Genomic DNA, 16610 nt, shown 5'->3' with positions numbered 1-16610 from the left:
GCCTATTTATATTGTAATTTCATGTTTCTCATCATTCTCCTGATTGCTATCATTAAGCCAACTGTTGATTTTAACAAGATCAGCTTGTTGTCTTATGGTTGTTTTTTCAAAAACCTCTTTCAATGAAATGGCTGTGCTAAAGTGCTTATTGATTTGATTTACCAACATAGTCGCCCTTAATGAATGGCCTCCAATATCAAAAAAGTTATGTGTGGCAGAGATATGATTCTTCTCAATTTTTAATATTCCAGCCCATATTTGAGTCAAAGATTTCTCTATTTCATTCTCCGGTGGCTCAAACTTTAATTCGGCCAACTTAGGCTCCGGAAGATTTCTGTCATCGACTTTTCCACTAATAGTTAATGGCATCTTGAATAATTGAACGATATGAGAAGGAACCATATAGCCTGGAATTCTTTTGGTTAAAAATTCCTTTAACTGAGCTTCATCTAAATCACTATCTGATACATAATAAGCAGCTAAATACTTCGATAACTCTTCTCCATAAAGACATACCACCGCAGATTTAATGTTGGGATGATTAAGTAATTGGTCTTCAATATCTTTCAATTCTACTCTGAATCCTCTTATCTTAACTTGTTTATCTATTCTACCAAAATATTCAATATTACCATCTGGCATCCACCTTGCAACATCTCCTGTTTTATATAATTTCCCATTATTAGAAAATGGATTCTTTAAAAACCTTTGACTAGTCAGGATTGAGTTATTCATATACCCTAATGCAACACCATCTCCAGCAATATACATTTCGCCCTTAATTCCTACGGGAAGTGGGCACATCTGCTCATTAAGAATATAAACTTGAGTATTGCCAATAGGCTTACCAATTGGCACTCTTAGTGTATCCAAATCTGGGCAAGTGACCCTTACGGCGACTGAAGTTACCGTGGTTTCAGTAGTTCCATATTCATTATATAAATCATATTGATTGGAGAGTTCTCGAGCTAGTTTCAAATTACACTCCTCGCCTCCAATAATTATCCTTTTTAAATTATTGTTTGGGTCCAACTCAATACTATTTAGGAAAGAAGGCGTAGTATCAAGGTGAGTTACATGGTGTGCTTTTATATATTTATTAAATAATTCATTATCAATAATTGTTTCCGAAGAAATTAGAACTAAGCCTGCTCCAGATAAGAATGATAGCCATATTTGCTCCACAGAAGCATCAAAACTAAGGTTTGAAAACTGTAAGACCCTATCTTTTTCACAAATATTGAATACTCTCTTTCTATGATAAATCAGATTAATTACATTTTTATGAGTAACCATTACACCCTTTGGTGTTCCTGTTGTTCCAGAAGTAGAGATAATGTAAGCAAGGTCTAGAGAGCTATGCCCCCCATTTAAATTACTTTTATCATTGCTTATGATTTCCTTCGAGTCTACAAATAAAATATTATCTAGAAACCTTGAATTTAGATCATTGTCAGCCACCAGAAATTTAATGCCACTTGAAGACAAAATTTCTCTTAACCTGTTTTCCGGCTGCTCTATATCAATTGGTAAATAGACACCTCCCATTTTCAGCACGGCTAAAATACTAATGATAGATTCCATAGAACGATCAAGCACAATGCCGATCACCTCCCCCTTTTTAGCTCCCAGTGTCTTCAACTTCCTAGCTAATTGATTGGCCCTTTGGTTTAACTCCAAATATGTAAGTTGTTGATCTTTAAATATAAGTGCAATATTATCAGGAGTGTCTGCTACTTGTTTTTCAAATAAATAATCTAATGTTACATCTTTAGGATATTCCTCTTTGGTATTATTAAAATCTCTCAGAACCATTTCTTTCTCCTGCTCGGAGATAAGTTCTAATCCGGCAAGTGGAATATTACTATTTGAGAGTAATTTGGTTACAAAGTTTAAGAAAAGCTCTGCTATTACCTTTACATAACTTTCATCGAACTTCTTATTATTGTACTTAACATTTAATTTCAAGTGTATATCACTATTGAAAATAAATTTTAGATCAGTTGATATTACATCTAATGGCTTTTCATCTTGAACATTATCAACTAAAATACCTACGCTAGATAATAAACCTAAATCTCGTAAAGACAGTCCCAGAATTCTTTCAAGCGGGTAATTCCCAAATTTTAAATCCTCCAGAAAAGTACGCTTTACATAGCCAAGAAATTCAGAGAAGCTAAACTCGCCACCTTTATTTATTCTTACAGGAATAACATGATTTATGTCGTAACTCTCTTTATATTCTTGGTAAACTGGTGTAAGTATACACACATCACTCAGAGATGTACATTTTTGAACAAATACACCAAAAGCCGCTAGAAGAAGTAAATGTTTTCCTTTTGGTGAGCCCACCACCTGATCCAGTATATTACTGAAAGATTTTTCAATAACTAAACTCACCTCATTTTCTTCACTGTCCTGAAATTGAGAACGATATCCTTCAAAATAGGTATTACTTTGAAATTCCTCAAATCGCCTTTTCCAGTAACTTTTAGCAATAAGGTTCTTATTAGCTTCTAACTGTTTCTTATTTAACATTGATTCTCTCGGCATGTAATCTCTATTTTAAAGTTTAAGTGAGTTTAGTTATGTTGCTTCTTTAATTCATTATTGCATCAGCATTTACCTTCTCCATGGCTGCTTCCACGTATTTTTTCAACACCATGACATGTTTATCTTCATGCTTCCACTCCCCTAATAAGTCTTCTACCAAATGCAGACATGAAATCATTTCATCACCACAATAATGCCTTATCACGGGATGCAGAAAGAAGGATTCATCTGCTTTATCAGCTGTAGGATTTCTATTAACCATAAAAACATTTTCCTGGCTGGACCCAAATTCTAAGGATATAGTAAAGTAATGGTTTGGATTTTCCACTGGTTTATACCCTTTAGGTAATTCATAAAAGTAAGTGGCATCTTCATCACCTATGCTAACAAGATCAAACAGATACCCGAATTGCTGCCAAAGTGCCGATGAACTATTTATTCTATTTAATATTTCTTCTGCCACAGACTGATAATTACACTCCAGATTCTTTGAAGGCATTGGCATATGGTTATACTTATACTGAAGAATATGGAATAAAGTCCTTACATTATACCTAAACCCATGGATAAAACCAGAAGTGTTTTTTTTGTATGCATTAGATTGCATTAAAGTCCCAGCAAAATACATATGAGGTATATTTTGAGACTCCCAATCTAAATTCAATGCAGGTAACTTATCATTTATTACAGTAGCAGGCATGCAGTTCGGAGCAAAAATGGATTTATCCAATTTAAAACCTGTACAAACGATTACTTTGTCATACTCGAGTACCTCTTCTTCTCCATTCGCATGAGCATAAACTAAATGAACATTATATTTTCCATCCTTCATTACAATTGCCTGAATGTCTGCATCGAGCAATGCATTTTGTGATTTTAATTGGTAGGTATCCAGAAAATTGTTATTAATAGCTCTTAAATTACCTACATAATGGGTTTGCCAGGCAAACTTCACCGAATTAGGGCTTGAAATATGAATGAGAGATGCTGTATCTATTAAATAATCAGCTGTTTCAAATCCTGAGTTTCCTTTCCCTAAAACCAATACTTTTTTATTTTCGAATTCCTTCTTATCTAAAGTTACATCTATATAATTATCCGTATGCTCTATTCCAGGAATGCTTGGAAGGTAGGGTTGAGAAAAGCCAGTTGCAATGATTATTTTATTACAATAAAATGAATCTCCATCAGTTGTTTTTAACTCAAAATTTCCTTCCGAGCTTTCTAATGCTTTTGATATTTTGGCGATCATTTTATTATATGCCACATTCAAATTGGCATCCTTAGCATAGTCTTTAAGGTACTCAACCAAATCTTTAGCTTTTGGGAAATATTCTTTGGAGTATCTTCTAAAGGTTAAATCTTCATTTTTACTTAATAAAGAATTCCAATCCCATCTGAGTTTAATTTCATGATTATCATATCCTGTATGTACCTTATTGATGGATATAAGAGTACCATGTCGTGGAAATTTTTTAAATGCAGTACCAGGAGCCTCACCTCGCTCTAATATGAGATAATCTGCGCTGCTATGCTCCATAAAATACCCTAGTTGCAAGCCGGCGGGTCCTGCTCCTAGAATAATATAATCATAATGCTTTTTCATGACTGTTGGGGTTTATTTTTTGATCTTATTTTGAAATAAATATAGGATGCCGTTTTTGTAGCTAGGGATTAGTTTCTCCAATCTTCTTAGCGCAATAATTTATATCATACTCCAAAGGCGCCATATCGAACTCTAATTCTTCTGCCTTTTTTAAGTTTTTATAAGCAAGTCCAAATTCTTTTTGAGCCATATTAATTTTACCCAAGACATAATAGGAAACTGATGATTCTGGATAGAGCTTAATATTTTCTTCAACCATCTTTTTTGATATATGAATATCTTCTGGCATGAAAACCCAAGCTAATTCGTTGAGAGTATTCATTCCAATATCTCCTTTGCTTTCCACCTTCATCTCTTCTAAACGTGTGAACATTTTATCAGAATCGTGGTTGTTATAAGCCTTTAAGAGCTCAATTGCGTTGCTTGGGTATTGAACAAAAGGATCTGGTCCAAAATATGGCTCTAGATTAAGCTGTGAAGTCATTTCATTAATTTTAGAAGTCATAAGAGTACCTCTATCACTATTTGTGAGCAGTACTACACCTCTCTTCTTGGTTATCGAATAGCATAATTGTGCTTTAAATCCATCATTACTTCCTGCCTGAAAAACCACAGTATCTCCACTTGAATATGAAACTTCAAAACCTGCACCATAGTATAACCCGGGATAATCTTTCCCAATTGGAATTATAGGCTCCAACATATCCCCCATACTATTCGTGCTTAAATTATGCCCATCAAAAATTGATACTATTAACTTTGCATAATCTGCAGCAGTAGTGTGAATAGTTGTAGAAGGCAAAAACTTTTTACTTTTCCATTTATCTATCGCTTTTTTGAATGAATCATGGCCTATAGCGTAGTTACTAACACTGTCTTTTCCGCTCATGAAAAATGAATAAGTATTCTTTAGACCTAATGGTTGATAAACAGTCTCTTTAAAAAGCTCTTCTACAGTCTGATTTCTAATATTCGCCATTACTTTTGCCAAGTAATTATAACCTTCCCCTGAATAAATATATTCAGTTCCCGGTTCGGCTAATATTTCCAAGGAGTCTGAATTATTATTAGACTTCCAGTTTTCTATACCTGAGGAGTGACTTAAAATCATACGGGGAGTTATTAATTTGTAGCGCTCATCGTATGCTAGTTGTTCATGCGGCATATATTCATACATGGGTTTATCCAAATTTAACTGTCTTTCTTTCACCATTTTGAACGCTGCATAAACCAGAAAACTTTTAGATAAAGAAGCTGCCTCAAAAAGAGTATTTCGATCAACCTGACTCTGTTCCTTTAAGTTTTTAAATCCGTAATTATGAGCAAATACGACCTCGTTTTCATTAATTATTGCTACTGAGGCACCGGGCACACCTACCTCATCCATCATATGATGGATCTGCTGATTAAAATCTGCTATTATTACCTCCTTGCCATTTGCAGTAAACTGCTTCTGATCTTGAGCTAACACCACAAAGTACATATTGGAAAGCATAGCCACCAATAATAGGTTTCTAATTTTTAACATAGGTTTAGTTTCTATTTTTAATAAAATGATTAGTAAGACCTCTTTAAAGGTTAAAAGATATTTCCTCCTCTATATGAGAAGACGGGGCTTCTTCTGTTAAGTATTCTAAAATCTTCTTTTCTGGATCATCCGCAATTTTGAACACTAATTGTTTGAATTGATTGATAATTGTTTGAATGTCAGCCTGAGTAAAAAAGGCTGTGGAATATTCAAATCGAAAATGATATACATCCCCTCCTTCATTAGCAAAAAGTGTAAGAGGGTGCTTTACATTGCCCTCATCTAACTCATACCTTTTAAAATCCTCATTAGAGGCACTAATAGGTGATTTCTGGAAATTTTGAAAGATAAATAATACTTCAAACAAATCACGTGAAATCAATGCTCGTGCGTCATTTACATCTCTTACAATATCAGATAAATCATATACTTGGTGGCTATTAGCTTTGACCAAAAGTTTATGAGATGCAAGAACAAATTCTTTAAATGTTAGATCTAATTCTATTTGGCGACGGATCGGCAGAGTTTTAACGAACATACCCAAGACCCCTTCTATTTCATGCTGCGTTCTTCCTGAACTTGGGCTACCTATTATGATATCGTCTTGCCCCGTCAGTTGGCTTATATACATAAAAAACATGGAGAATAAAACCGAATATGGCGTTACACCTTCATCTTTCAGCATTTCTAACACTGGAATGAGCCTGTCCTTTTCTAGTTCGAAAATTTCCTTTCGCCCTACTTCACTACTGTTTTCCTTTTGTACCACTGGTAGTGATAACCTTGGTATTTCCCCTTCAAACTGAGTTAGCCAAAACTCCCTACTCGCTATATAAGCTTGACTGATCCTAAAATTATATTCCCACTCTGCAAAGTCCTTATACTGAAGACTTAAAGGAGGTAAAGACTGACCATTTAAAATCTGGAGAAATTCCGAAAAAAGTATTACTTGAGACATACCGTCACATATAATATGATGAGTATCCATTACTAACAGTCGTGAATCTTTATTCAACCATATTACTGCACATCTTAAGAGAGGAGCAACACTTAAATCAAAAGGTCGGATAAAACTGGATAAAGCCTCTTTGGCGGATATGGATGTAGCATCGATTTCTTCTATTTCAAACCTTATCTGAGCCTCTATTTTCTGTACTAACTTATCGTTTTCAAGCTTAAACGAAGTTCGAAAAGCTTCATGTCGATCTATTATTTTATTTAGGGCATCCTCTATTTTAGTCAGATCAACATCTTTGCCAATCTTCCATGCTAAAGGCAGATTCAACGCTGAAGATGAAGTATCCAGTTGGTAATTATAATACATATTTTCCTGAGCAGATGAGGTATTATAATACTCCTTAATCTCAGCCTTATTAATTACATATAAGTTATCCTTTGTTGACTTTTGAATTAATTTAGCCTGTTTTTCAATAGTCAGATTGTTAAACAATTCATTTAAACCTACTCTCACTCCAAACTCCTTATATAATCGTCCTATTAACCTCATTATACTTAGAGAATTACCTCCTATGCTATGGAAGCTGTCAGTTATTGATATTGGTTTACTACCTAAAATCTCCTGCCAAATACCTAATATAACTTCTTCAATTTCATTTGTAGGATTAATTATTGGAGACTGAATTGTATTAATTAATTCTTCCAGTTGCTTAGTGTTAACTTTGCCATTACTAAGTAATGGGAATTCCTTCAAGCAGATTAACTGAGATGGCAACATGTATTTAGGAAGATGTTTGTGCACACTATCTAGCACCTTTTTTTTAATTTCATTATCATCCTCATCACCATCCGAAATCAGTAAAAATGCAACCAGCTGCTCACTCAAGCTCTCATCAACCACCTTTAAAACTACTGCACTAGTCACTCCATCCAATTTTGAAATAACATTTTCTATTTCTTCGAGCTCTACCCTTATACCATTGATTTTCACCTGTTTGTCTTCCCTACCCATTAAATCAATGCTCCCATCAGGCATTAGCCTGGCCCTATCACCCGTTTTATAAGCGGTTGTTTCATTAGGAGTACCTGTATTCCATCTAAGAAATTTTGTACTGGTTAATTCTTGATTATTTAAATAACCATTAGAGGTATATTGAGTAACTATATATAAATCACCTGGAACTAATGGCTGACATTTTTCGAGGTTATTATTAGCTACGAGCAACTCAGTATCCGCAATTGGCTTGCCTATAGGTATCTTCTGTTTTTTGGCATCTTCTGGGTTTATCCTATAGAAAGAACGAATCATAGTAGTTTCTGTAGCACCATATAAGTTTACCAGCTGGATGCGAGAGCCAAATATCTCATACCATTTTATTAGCTCTGATGGGTTTATTTTCTCTCCAGAAAGCAATACACACTTGAGTTCCTTATAGTTTATTGAGTTTAAATCCGATTTATTAAAAACCCTAAATACACTAGGAACACAGTGAATATAATTAATTTCAGTCTTATCTATCCAAGGAACCATCTCTTCCGGGCTAAAAAAAGATGCATTTTTTGGCGGAATGCAAATAACCCCTCCTGTTAACAAAGGGATAAATATGTCTCTCAAAAATGCGTCAAAATAAGGGCTTATAAATTGGCTAAATTTATATGGTTTATCTATCTGAAATTCAGAGATTTCCCATTTTAGAAATTGTAATAAACTTTCATTTCGTCCCACTACACCCTTTGGAACACCGGTAGACCCTGAGGTAAAATAAATATATAAATCATCATCTTCTTTATATGTAGGGTATTTGACAGGTTGTTCTGATCTTAGCTGCAAAATATCATCATACTCGTAACAATAAACATTATTATAATCTTTAAAACAGGATTGCCTGAAAGTAATAATGTGATCTAACTTTAAGCTCTCAACCATTTTATCCAGTCGTGCTCTAGGCATTTTATCGTCTATCGGAACAAAAACGCACCTAGCATTCATTATACCAATGGCAGCGCAGATCATATCGCTGACATCATGAAGGTTTACTCCTATTACTTTGATTCTCCATACCTCTATTTAATAGAAAAGTAGTAACCTTATTGGCTTCAACTAATAACTCTGAATAAGACAAGTTTTTGCTTGCCGATTGGATAGCCTGAAGTCCTCTATCAGCACCAGATTTAAGCTGTTTGATTAACTCGTTTTGAAAAGTCATATTTCTCATTCTTTATTAGATATATTTTAAATTCCTTTAAGCTACCTCATGGGTATGAATGACTGTTTGGCGTCATTCCACAAATTGCTCTAGTAAAATCCCAAATGTTATTACTGTAATCAATAAGTCTGTTTCATACGGTGCATTGATGGTAAAACCTTCTTGTTTGTAGGTGTTTTTTAGTTTGTCTATCTCTTCTGGATTGAAAAAGCCTTGGCGCTTTATCGTATCATATGATAAAAGATCATTTACATATTCAATATTCTTTTGAATAAGATATGGACTACCTGGAGCAATAAAGTGAAACTTCTCTCTTTCAAAAACTTGCTTCGGCATAAATCTTTTAGCCATAGTTTTTAGAATATATTTCTCAGTAAAATCATTTAACTTCAGTTCTGAAGGTAAAGTGGTAGAAAAATCAATTAAATCCTTATCCAGAAATGGGTAGCGTGCCTCTACTGAATTAGCTAATGCCATTCTATCTCCATGATCTGAAACCAAATGATCTACCAATCTGATTTTATAATCTATGTAGGCTCTCTTATTTAATACATCTCTGTTATTAACTTTTGCATTATCAATGACATAGTGATTAAGACAGTTAATCTCGCTGTAGGCATTGTTCATCCTTGTAGAATATAAATTCTGTTTGACCTGATAATACTCTAAAAAATTTCTTTCATAGAAAAAGCTTTCATCTCCCCCAAAGTTTTTTTCTTAATTTTTTCTCTTCATCACTTGCATCATTTTTCACATAACCCATCTGCCTCATCTTATCAAATCTATACCCTACATAACCGGCAAAGAATTCATCAGCTCCTTCTCCAGATTGAATGACTTTTATTCCATTGGATCTCACTTTCTCTGAAAGAGCTAAAGAGGCTGTGTTATAGGTTTCCTTTATAGGACACTCGCTATGATATACTGATAACTGAAGTCTTTTACTTATATCCTCATAAAAAAAGGTTCTTTGATTTAGTTTGCTATTGCTTTCTTTAGCAATCAATTTTTGGTAAATCGACTCTGAATGTTGAGAATCTATAAAGTCAATAGAGAAAGCTTCCTTCTCAATGTCAGGTATGAGCTTATTTACCTTCATTGCAATCATTGAGGAATCCAGGCCTCCGCTAAGGTAAAAGCCAGAAGGAACATCTGCTCTTAACCTCAAATTGATAGATTTTTCGAATAAATCTTCAAGCTTATCCACGTAATAAGATTCTGGCTTTCCATTCATTCTCACTTCGCCTTCTGGGTATATCAGATCCCAATATTCTATGTTGAGAATACCCCCGTTATCATCTACCTCCAAATAATGTCCGTTTTCCAAGCTATTGATACCTTTAAACATTGTCCTTGGGCTTATAAGACCAGCAAATGTCATAACCTGATCTAGACCAACAGGATCAATTTCAGTTTTTACAAGCGGGTGTTCAAGAAGTGATTTGATTTCTGATCCAAATATGAATGTGTTCTCGATTTTGGTGTAAAATAATGGTGCTATGCCCATCTGATCTCTTGCACATATTAACTTTTTTCTTCGCTTATCATATAATGCAAAAGCAAACTGACCATTAATCTCATTCAAAAACTCCATGCCTTGCTCTTCATATAAATGGAGTATTACCTCCACATCAGAACTAGTTTTAAATGAATGGCCTCTTGCCTTCAACTGTTGTCTTAGTTCTATGTAGTTGAAAATTTCTCCATTGCAGATAAGAACTAGGGTATCATCCTCATTGTACAATGGCTGCATGCCATTTTCAAGCCCTATGATGCTAAGCCTGCTGAACCCGAAAGCTACATTATCAAAGATGGCCGAGGCTTGGGCATCAGGACCCCGATGATAAAGCTTGGCGTTCATTTTATTTACCACCATTTTATCTTCGTATGAAGCTTTTTTATCAAATTTTACAAATCCACAAATACCGCACATAATTTTATAAGGGTGTTATTTTTTTTATAAAGTATGACCAATAGCCAATAAGCTCTTCTGGTTACTATATGGTAAGACTCATTGTTTCATTACCCGGCTTTAGCTCTTCCCAGGCATCCCATTGCATACCTGCACTTACAGAGAAAACATTATCTACAGCATAAACACAGTGCCACCAGAAGGCAGGTATTACTAAAAGCTCACCTGGTCCTACTACTATTTCTAAGGTACGAGTGTGTGAGAAGAGTGGAAACTGATCTTTATCAACATCAATTACATTTTTAATTTCACACGTTTGAAAGGAATTGAATGCTTTTAGTGCGTACAGGTATTCCGTTTGCTCAGGTGAGAACAGGATCATTTTTTTTTCTCCCTTGAATATTGGCTAACATGCCATTGCAACAATCTCGATGTAAGGCGGTACATGGACTATCTCCTGATTTAGATCCCATCCATATTTGAGGGGTGGTAAATGTTTCTGGAGCGAAAAAAGGCATTCTGAATTTAGACCACATAGCTGGCGGAAGATCACAGCCACCTGTATATACCATGTTGCCATCAGTACTTTCTACTTTTGAAATAAAATCACCCATGGTCTCAAAACCCTCCTTCCCATTTTCTACCACAGGACGCAACCGGGTGTTACCATATTTACTCTTTATTTCCTCCATACTGGCGGTTAAAAATTCCCAATCGTCCAGCACACCGGTCATTACAAACGGTATTGAATCATCAATTAATTGCAAAACCTGATCTTTTGTAGGCTTGTGGAATTTTTCAATAGTATTTATCTCCTGCTTATAATCCTCACATTTGTCTTCCGTTTCCTTTATGAGCTGAGCTACTTCCTTAGATGGCCTCTTTATTAAATTAAACAAATAGCCTGCTAATTCTGTATCTCCCTGAACATTAACCTGCATTAAAAAACCAGGATCACGCAAATCAAATTTATCTAAACGGGCCAGCACTCCTCCAAGTGTTTGTACATGCATCTGTACTACCACATCAGGTGTTGTGGTGATTTCTGAGTTATAGGTTAAGGTATCATTCTTTAATTCTATAAACGCCCTATGATTTTGCTCATTATCATATAAGGCAACCTCACAGATTCCACTAAATTTTGATGGACAGATTCCATCTGACATAAGATCAAATAATTGTTTGGTAAGATTTTGCATAATAATGGTTTAGGAATTTATAATATTTAATCAGGCATAGTTGAGTGCATTCTGCATTTCCAGACCTCCAATAGTAATATTGCTATCATCAATAACTGTGGTTATAATATGATTGTAGTACCTTATTAGTAGCTGAATAGTATCCTTATCGTAATATTCAGTATTGTAGATGAAGTGCACTAAAAACCTATCTTTTTCATCTATTACGTGGATTTTAAATTCAAATGGAGAGCTTTCTGCCCATTTTACATCAATAGGTTCAAATTTCAGCACATCAAACTTCACACTTTCGTCATGATAGTTCACTAGAGCAAAGTGTACATGAAACAATTGACTAAGCATACTACTATTTTCATTTAAAAATGAAATCATTTGATCATACTGAAAATCCTGATTATCATATGCCTCTAACACACACTCTTTCACTTTCTGCATAAAATCAACAATCTTCATTTCATCTTCTACCATCATTCTTAAGGGTAGGAGATTAACGAATGTTCCTACTACATTCTTTAAACTTGAATGTGTACGCCCGGCGACATCAGTACCTATAACTAAGTCCTTCTGACCCGTTATTTTTGATAACATGATGTAAAAGGCTGCTAGTAAGAACATGAAGTCCGATGTATTTTCGGAGGCTGAAAGTCTTTTGATCTTGGAATAGAGCTCTCCAGATAAAGAACTAGCTTCAAATGACGAGGTTTTATTCACATGAGGGTCAAGCTCTTTTAACCTGGGCATATCAAGGTGAGCTGGTAGATCCTCAAGTTTATCTATCCAAAACTTCTTTTGTTTATCTAACAGGCTATTTTGGATTTTCTGCCAATGAGCATAATCTACATACCTGATGGGTATTGAAGGTAAGGTCTCACCCTTATAAAACCTCTTAAAATCACTCATAAGGATATTTTTGGAAATACCATCACAGATAATGTGATGAATATCTAGAAGCAAATAATTTCCTAAATCCGAATGCTTAAAAAGAGCAACCCTCATGAGCGATTTATCTCCAAGATCAAATGGCCTCACAAAGGCCTCCATTGCTTCTTCAATGCTATCTGCAACTGTCCCATCGATTATTTGTAATTCGAATACCACCCCTTCATGGATTTTTTGAACAATATCTCCATCATCCGTCTGGCTAAAACTGGTTCTCAAATTTTCATGCCTATCCACCAGTTTTTGAAAAACATTGCTAAACTTATCTACATCAATCTCCCCTACTACTTTATAAGCTGTAGCAATATTATATGTCAAATCATTCACATCTCTAAAATGCTCCAGGTAAAGTCTTTCTTGCGCTGAAGATGCAGTATAATGCTCTTTTTGACCGATAAGACCAATGTCCTCTGATTTGCTCTTTTTTGCTTTATCTATTAACTCCGAAAGTTGACTAATAGTAGGGAAATCAAATATTTGCCTCATATTTAGCTCCACTTCAAACTGCTGCTTTATCATATAATTCAGTTTGATAGCATTTATTGAGTTACCTCCCAAATCAAAAAAATCGCTATGAATGCCGATTTGATTTACACTCTTTCCTAATATTTCGCTCCAGAGCGCCAGTAGTAATTCTTGTCTTTCATTTTTGGTTCCTACTAAATCAGCTTTATCTTCATTCGGATCTGGAAGCTGCCTTTTATCTAGTTTACCATTACCTGTTAAAGGCAATACCTGTAATTCGATATAATAGCCAGGCACCATGTAATCGGGCAATGATGCTGACATGTAATTCTTTAATTGATCGGATTCAATTTCGCTATGTGATACGTAATAAGCCACTATCATCTTTTGGCTATCATCGCCTTTTACAACTACAGCGGCATCAAGAACATCTGGATTTAACAATAAGTGTTTTTTCACCTCTCCTAATTCCACCCTATATCCTCTTATTTTCACCTGATCATCCACCCTGCCTAAAAATTGAATTTTACCATCCGGCAACCACCTAGCCTTATCACCCGTACGATACACATTACCATCCGATAAAGAACTATTTATAAACCTTTCAAAGGTTAAATGAGGGGAATTTAAGTACCCCTCACCAACACCACTACCAGCTATACAAATTTCACCTGTTACTCCTACCGGAAGTAACTCATGATTTTCACCCACAATATATATTTGTATATTATCAATAGGCCTACCTATTACTGGATTCTGAGCAAATCTTTCAAAATCATCAATACGCTCAGCTATGACTCCTATTGTTGTTTCGGTTGGCCCATAGTGGTTAACAAAGTGAATATGATCAAACTTATCTTTTACCTTAAGCACATCATCTATACGAATAGGCTCACCTCCTAATAAAACATGTTTAACACTTGTTAATGCATTTGAAAAATTATGAAGTGGTGAAATAAGGGTAGAAAACAAAGAAGGTGTCATCTTCAAATAAGAAATCTTATTAATTTCTATATACTCAAGAAGTTTTTCAGGTGATTGATAAGTCTCCTTATCCACCAGGTGAAGCTCTCCACCACTAAGTAATATTGGGAAAATTGATGTATAACCTAAATCAAATGCATAAGAAGATGTTAATATGCTCTTATCCTCAGTATTTAGTTCTAGAAATCTCTTAGCCCAATGAACATAATTCAAAAGATTTTTATCATTTATTTTAACACCTTTTGGCTTACCCGTGCTACCAGAAGTATAAATTACATAAACTGTTCCCCCTACTCTATTAGCTGCAAATTCTGAGTTCTTTTCACGGCTGAGGTAAAGCTTTTCCCCATTAAATTGAAGGTCACTCTGTAGTTCTGGCTTTGTTAACAGCACATTGCACCCACTCTCTCGCAATATCACTTTCTGTCTGTTTAGATTCTGATTGGAATCTAGTGGTAAAAAGGCTGAACCTGCTTTCAGTATTCCCAAGATACCCGCAATCATGTCTCAGGGAAACATCAGCGTACAAGGCTACTAAATCTTCATCTGCACCTATTGACGCCGCAATATTATTACTGATATAGTGTAATTCCTGGTATGTAAGTTGTTCACCCTTAAAGGACACGGCTATGTGATCAGGCGTTAACGACACCTGCTTTTCAAACATTTCAACAACCGATCCATAATTCTCTTGAGTAACAGAGGTATTATTAAAATCATTTAAAATCTTATCTTGCTCAGAGAGAGAAAGCACATTAATGTCTTTGAGTTGGATATTCTCATTTGCAAGTATCTCAGAAACTACTTTCCTAAAGTAGTTAGTGAATCTAAGAATAGTTTCCTCCTTAAATAGATCCGTGGCATAATTAAAGCTCATCCTTATTTGCTCCCCTGCATCTACATACAGTGTTAGATCAAATTGTGATACTTCACGTGTCAATTCAAATGGTTCAAGCGTAAGACCTGGTATCTTGAATTCATTTTTATCATAGTTCTGAAAAACAAACCTAACATCATATAAAGGGTTATGTGACGTTTCTCTTTTTACCTTTAGGGCGTCAACTAACTCATCATACTGATAGTCTTGATTATCAAAACACTCAATAGTTTTTTCTTTAGTTTGTTTTAAGAACTCTAAGAAAGTATAAGTTCCTTTAGGATTGAGTCTCAAGGTTAAAGTATTGAGAAAAATTCCAATCATGTGCTTAAGGTCAGCATGATTCCTGCCTGAGCTAGGTGTTCCTACAACTATATCATGCTGATTACTTACTTTACTTAAAAACACATTAAACAATGATAAAACCACCATGAACATGGTTGCACCTTCTTTTTCTCCCAAGCTCTTTAATTTGGTAGTCTCATTTTTGGTAAGCTCAAATTCTATTGTACTGCCTTTATAACTTTTCGAAGCAGGCCGCTTGAAGTCATAGGGCAACTCCAGTGAAGATGGTTCTTCTGCAAATTCATTAATCCAAAATTCCTTTTGATTCGCCAGGTCCATTTTCTGGCTATCTGCCAGTAGCCATTCTGAATAATCTTTATACTGTATATCTAATTCCTGAATTGCATTTCCATTATAGATATTCATGAAATCACTAAGTAAGATCTCTTGAGATACACCGTCTGTAATGATGTGATGAATATCCACCATTAAAATATGCTCCTCTGGAGATATCGCAATTAAGCCCGTTCTGATTAGCGGCCCGTTATGTAAATCAAAAGGTTTTATAAAATTCGATATTACACTCTTGGCTTTCTTCTCAGTAGATTCATAATAATCCATCCCCAGATTAATATTATCTTTTATTTTTTGAAAAGGCTGTTTATCAATAACCTGGAATATCGTTCTTAAAACTTCATGACGAATAATTAGCTGTTGAAAGGCATTTTCTAGGCGCTGCCTATCTAACACTCCTTTTAGCTTCACTACCTGAGGCATGTTATAGGCCGTAGATTGATTATTCAATTCATATAGGAAATATAGTCTTCTCTGGGCTGGAGATAGCTGATAAAATTCCTTGTCCATACTTCTATCGATACTGCTGAAAGCCCTTTTTTGATCCACATTTTTAAAAAATGCAAGTATATCTGCCTTATGCTTCTTTAAGTCTGATATAATTTCAGGAGTAAGGTTCTTTTTCTGTCCTTGAATCTTCAATTCCTCTCCTTCTACTGTAAGACTAATCTTATGATTTCTTCTCAGACCAGTTATGTATTCGTCAATTTTCATTTTAAATCAGTTTGAGTATCAATAAATTAA

Annotated in this window: 11 protein-coding genes; all 11 read right to left on the bottom strand. The window is 34.9% G+C overall.

Going from position 1 to position 16610, the window contains the following annotated elements; genetic code table 11:
* Positions 1-6: 6 nt before the first annotated feature.
* The 11 genes from LVD15_RS15175 to LVD15_RS15130 all read right to left on the bottom strand — a co-directional run bounded on the left by LVD15_RS15175 (position 7) and on the right by LVD15_RS15130 (position 16580).
* Positions 7-2553, bottom strand: a complete 2547-nt coding sequence (locus tag LVD15_RS15175; RefSeq protein ID WP_233776069.1) for a non-ribosomal peptide synthetase — start codon at positions 2551-2553, stop codon at positions 7-9.
* A 46-nt stretch (positions 2554-2599) separates the two neighbouring features.
* Positions 2600-4159: an NAD(P)-binding domain-containing protein gene (locus LVD15_RS15170; protein ID WP_233776068.1), complete on the bottom strand. Its 1560-nt coding sequence runs from the start codon at positions 4157-4159 to the stop codon at positions 2600-2602.
* Between the two features lie 61 nt (positions 4160-4220).
* Positions 4221-5687 (bottom strand): serine hydrolase domain-containing protein, encoded by a 1467-nt coding sequence (locus LVD15_RS15165; protein ID WP_233776067.1) that lies wholly within the window; start codon positions 5685-5687, stop codon positions 4221-4223.
* 43 nt (positions 5688-5730) lie between these two features.
* On the bottom strand, positions 5731-8634 hold the full coding sequence (locus tag LVD15_RS15160; protein ID WP_233776066.1) for a condensation domain-containing protein: 2904 nt from the start codon (positions 8632-8634) through the stop codon (positions 5731-5733).
* Between the two features lie 34 nt (positions 8635-8668).
* Positions 8669-8851, bottom strand: a complete 183-nt coding sequence (locus LVD15_RS15155) for a hypothetical protein (RefSeq protein ID WP_233776065.1) — start codon at positions 8849-8851, stop codon at positions 8669-8671.
* Positions 8852-8923: 72 nt separating this feature from the next.
* Positions 8924-9478 (bottom strand): asparagine synthase-related protein, encoded by a 555-nt coding sequence (locus LVD15_RS26885; RefSeq protein ID WP_255763285.1) that lies wholly within the window; start codon positions 9476-9478, stop codon positions 8924-8926.
* A gap of 67 nt (positions 9479-9545) precedes the next feature.
* Complete coding sequence (asnB, locus tag LVD15_RS15150; protein WP_255763283.1) at positions 9546-10784, bottom strand: asparagine synthase (glutamine-hydrolyzing); 1239 nt, start codon at positions 10782-10784, stop codon at positions 9546-9548.
* A gap of 64 nt (positions 10785-10848) precedes the next feature.
* Positions 10849-11145 (bottom strand): cupin-like domain-containing protein, encoded by a 297-nt coding sequence (locus LVD15_RS15145; RefSeq protein WP_233776064.1) that lies wholly within the window; start codon positions 11143-11145, stop codon positions 10849-10851.
* Positions 11126-11962, bottom strand: a complete 837-nt coding sequence (locus tag LVD15_RS15140; protein WP_233776063.1) for a cupin domain-containing protein — start codon at positions 11960-11962, stop codon at positions 11126-11128. Before LVD15_RS15140 ends, LVD15_RS15145 begins: the two co-directional genes overlap by 20 nt.
* A gap of 30 nt (positions 11963-11992) precedes the next feature.
* Complete coding sequence (locus tag LVD15_RS15135) at positions 11993-14830, bottom strand: non-ribosomal peptide synthetase (protein WP_233780967.1); 2838 nt, start codon at positions 14828-14830, stop codon at positions 11993-11995.
* On the bottom strand, positions 14712-16580 hold the full coding sequence (locus LVD15_RS15130) for a condensation domain-containing protein (RefSeq protein WP_233776062.1): 1869 nt from the start codon (positions 16578-16580) through the stop codon (positions 14712-14714). The genes LVD15_RS15135 and LVD15_RS15130 overlap by 119 nt, the downstream gene beginning before the upstream one ends.
* Between the last annotated feature and the right edge of the window lie 30 nt (positions 16581-16610).

This window comes from Fulvivirga maritima, from assembly GCF_021389955.1.
GTDB lineage: Bacteria > Bacteroidota > Bacteroidia > Cytophagales > Cyclobacteriaceae > Fulvivirga > Fulvivirga maritima.
This window is presented reverse-complemented; position numbering and strand designations above follow the sequence as displayed.

Excerpts from the sequence above, each read along its gene's own strand:
- LVD15_RS15170 (WP_233776068.1), bottom strand. The coding sequence starts at position 4,159 with ATGAAAAAGCATTATGATTATATTATTCTAGGAGCAGGACCCGCCGGC.
- LVD15_RS15130 (WP_233776062.1), bottom strand. The coding sequence starts at position 16,580 with ATGAAAATTGACGAATACATAACTGGTCTGAGAAGAAATCATAAGATT.
- LVD15_RS15175 (WP_233776069.1), bottom strand. The coding sequence starts at position 2,553 with ATGCCGAGAGAATCAATGTTAAATAAGAAACAGTTAGAAGCTAATAAG.
- LVD15_RS15160 (WP_233776066.1), bottom strand. The coding sequence starts at position 8,634 with ATGAATGCTAGGTGCGTTTTTGTTCCGATAGACGATAAAATGCCTAGA.
- LVD15_RS15140 (WP_233776063.1), bottom strand. The coding sequence starts at position 11,962 with ATGCAAAATCTTACCAAACAATTATTTGATCTTATGTCAGATGGAATC.
- LVD15_RS15165 (WP_233776067.1), bottom strand. The coding sequence starts at position 5,687 with ATGTTAAAAATTAGAAACCTATTATTGGTGGCTATGCTTTCCAATATG.
- LVD15_RS15145 (WP_233776064.1), bottom strand. The coding sequence starts at position 11,145 with ATGATCCTGTTCTCACCTGAGCAAACGGAATACCTGTACGCACTAAAA.
- asnB (WP_255763283.1), bottom strand. The coding sequence starts at position 10,784 with ATGTGCGGTATTTGTGGATTTGTAAAATTTGATAAAAAAGCTTCATAC.
- LVD15_RS15155 (WP_233776065.1), bottom strand. The coding sequence starts at position 8,851 with ATGACTTTTCAAAACGAGTTAATCAAACAGCTTAAATCTGGTGCTGAT.
- LVD15_RS26885 (WP_255763285.1), bottom strand. The coding sequence starts at position 9,478 with ATGAACAATGCCTACAGCGAGATTAACTGTCTTAATCACTATGTCATT.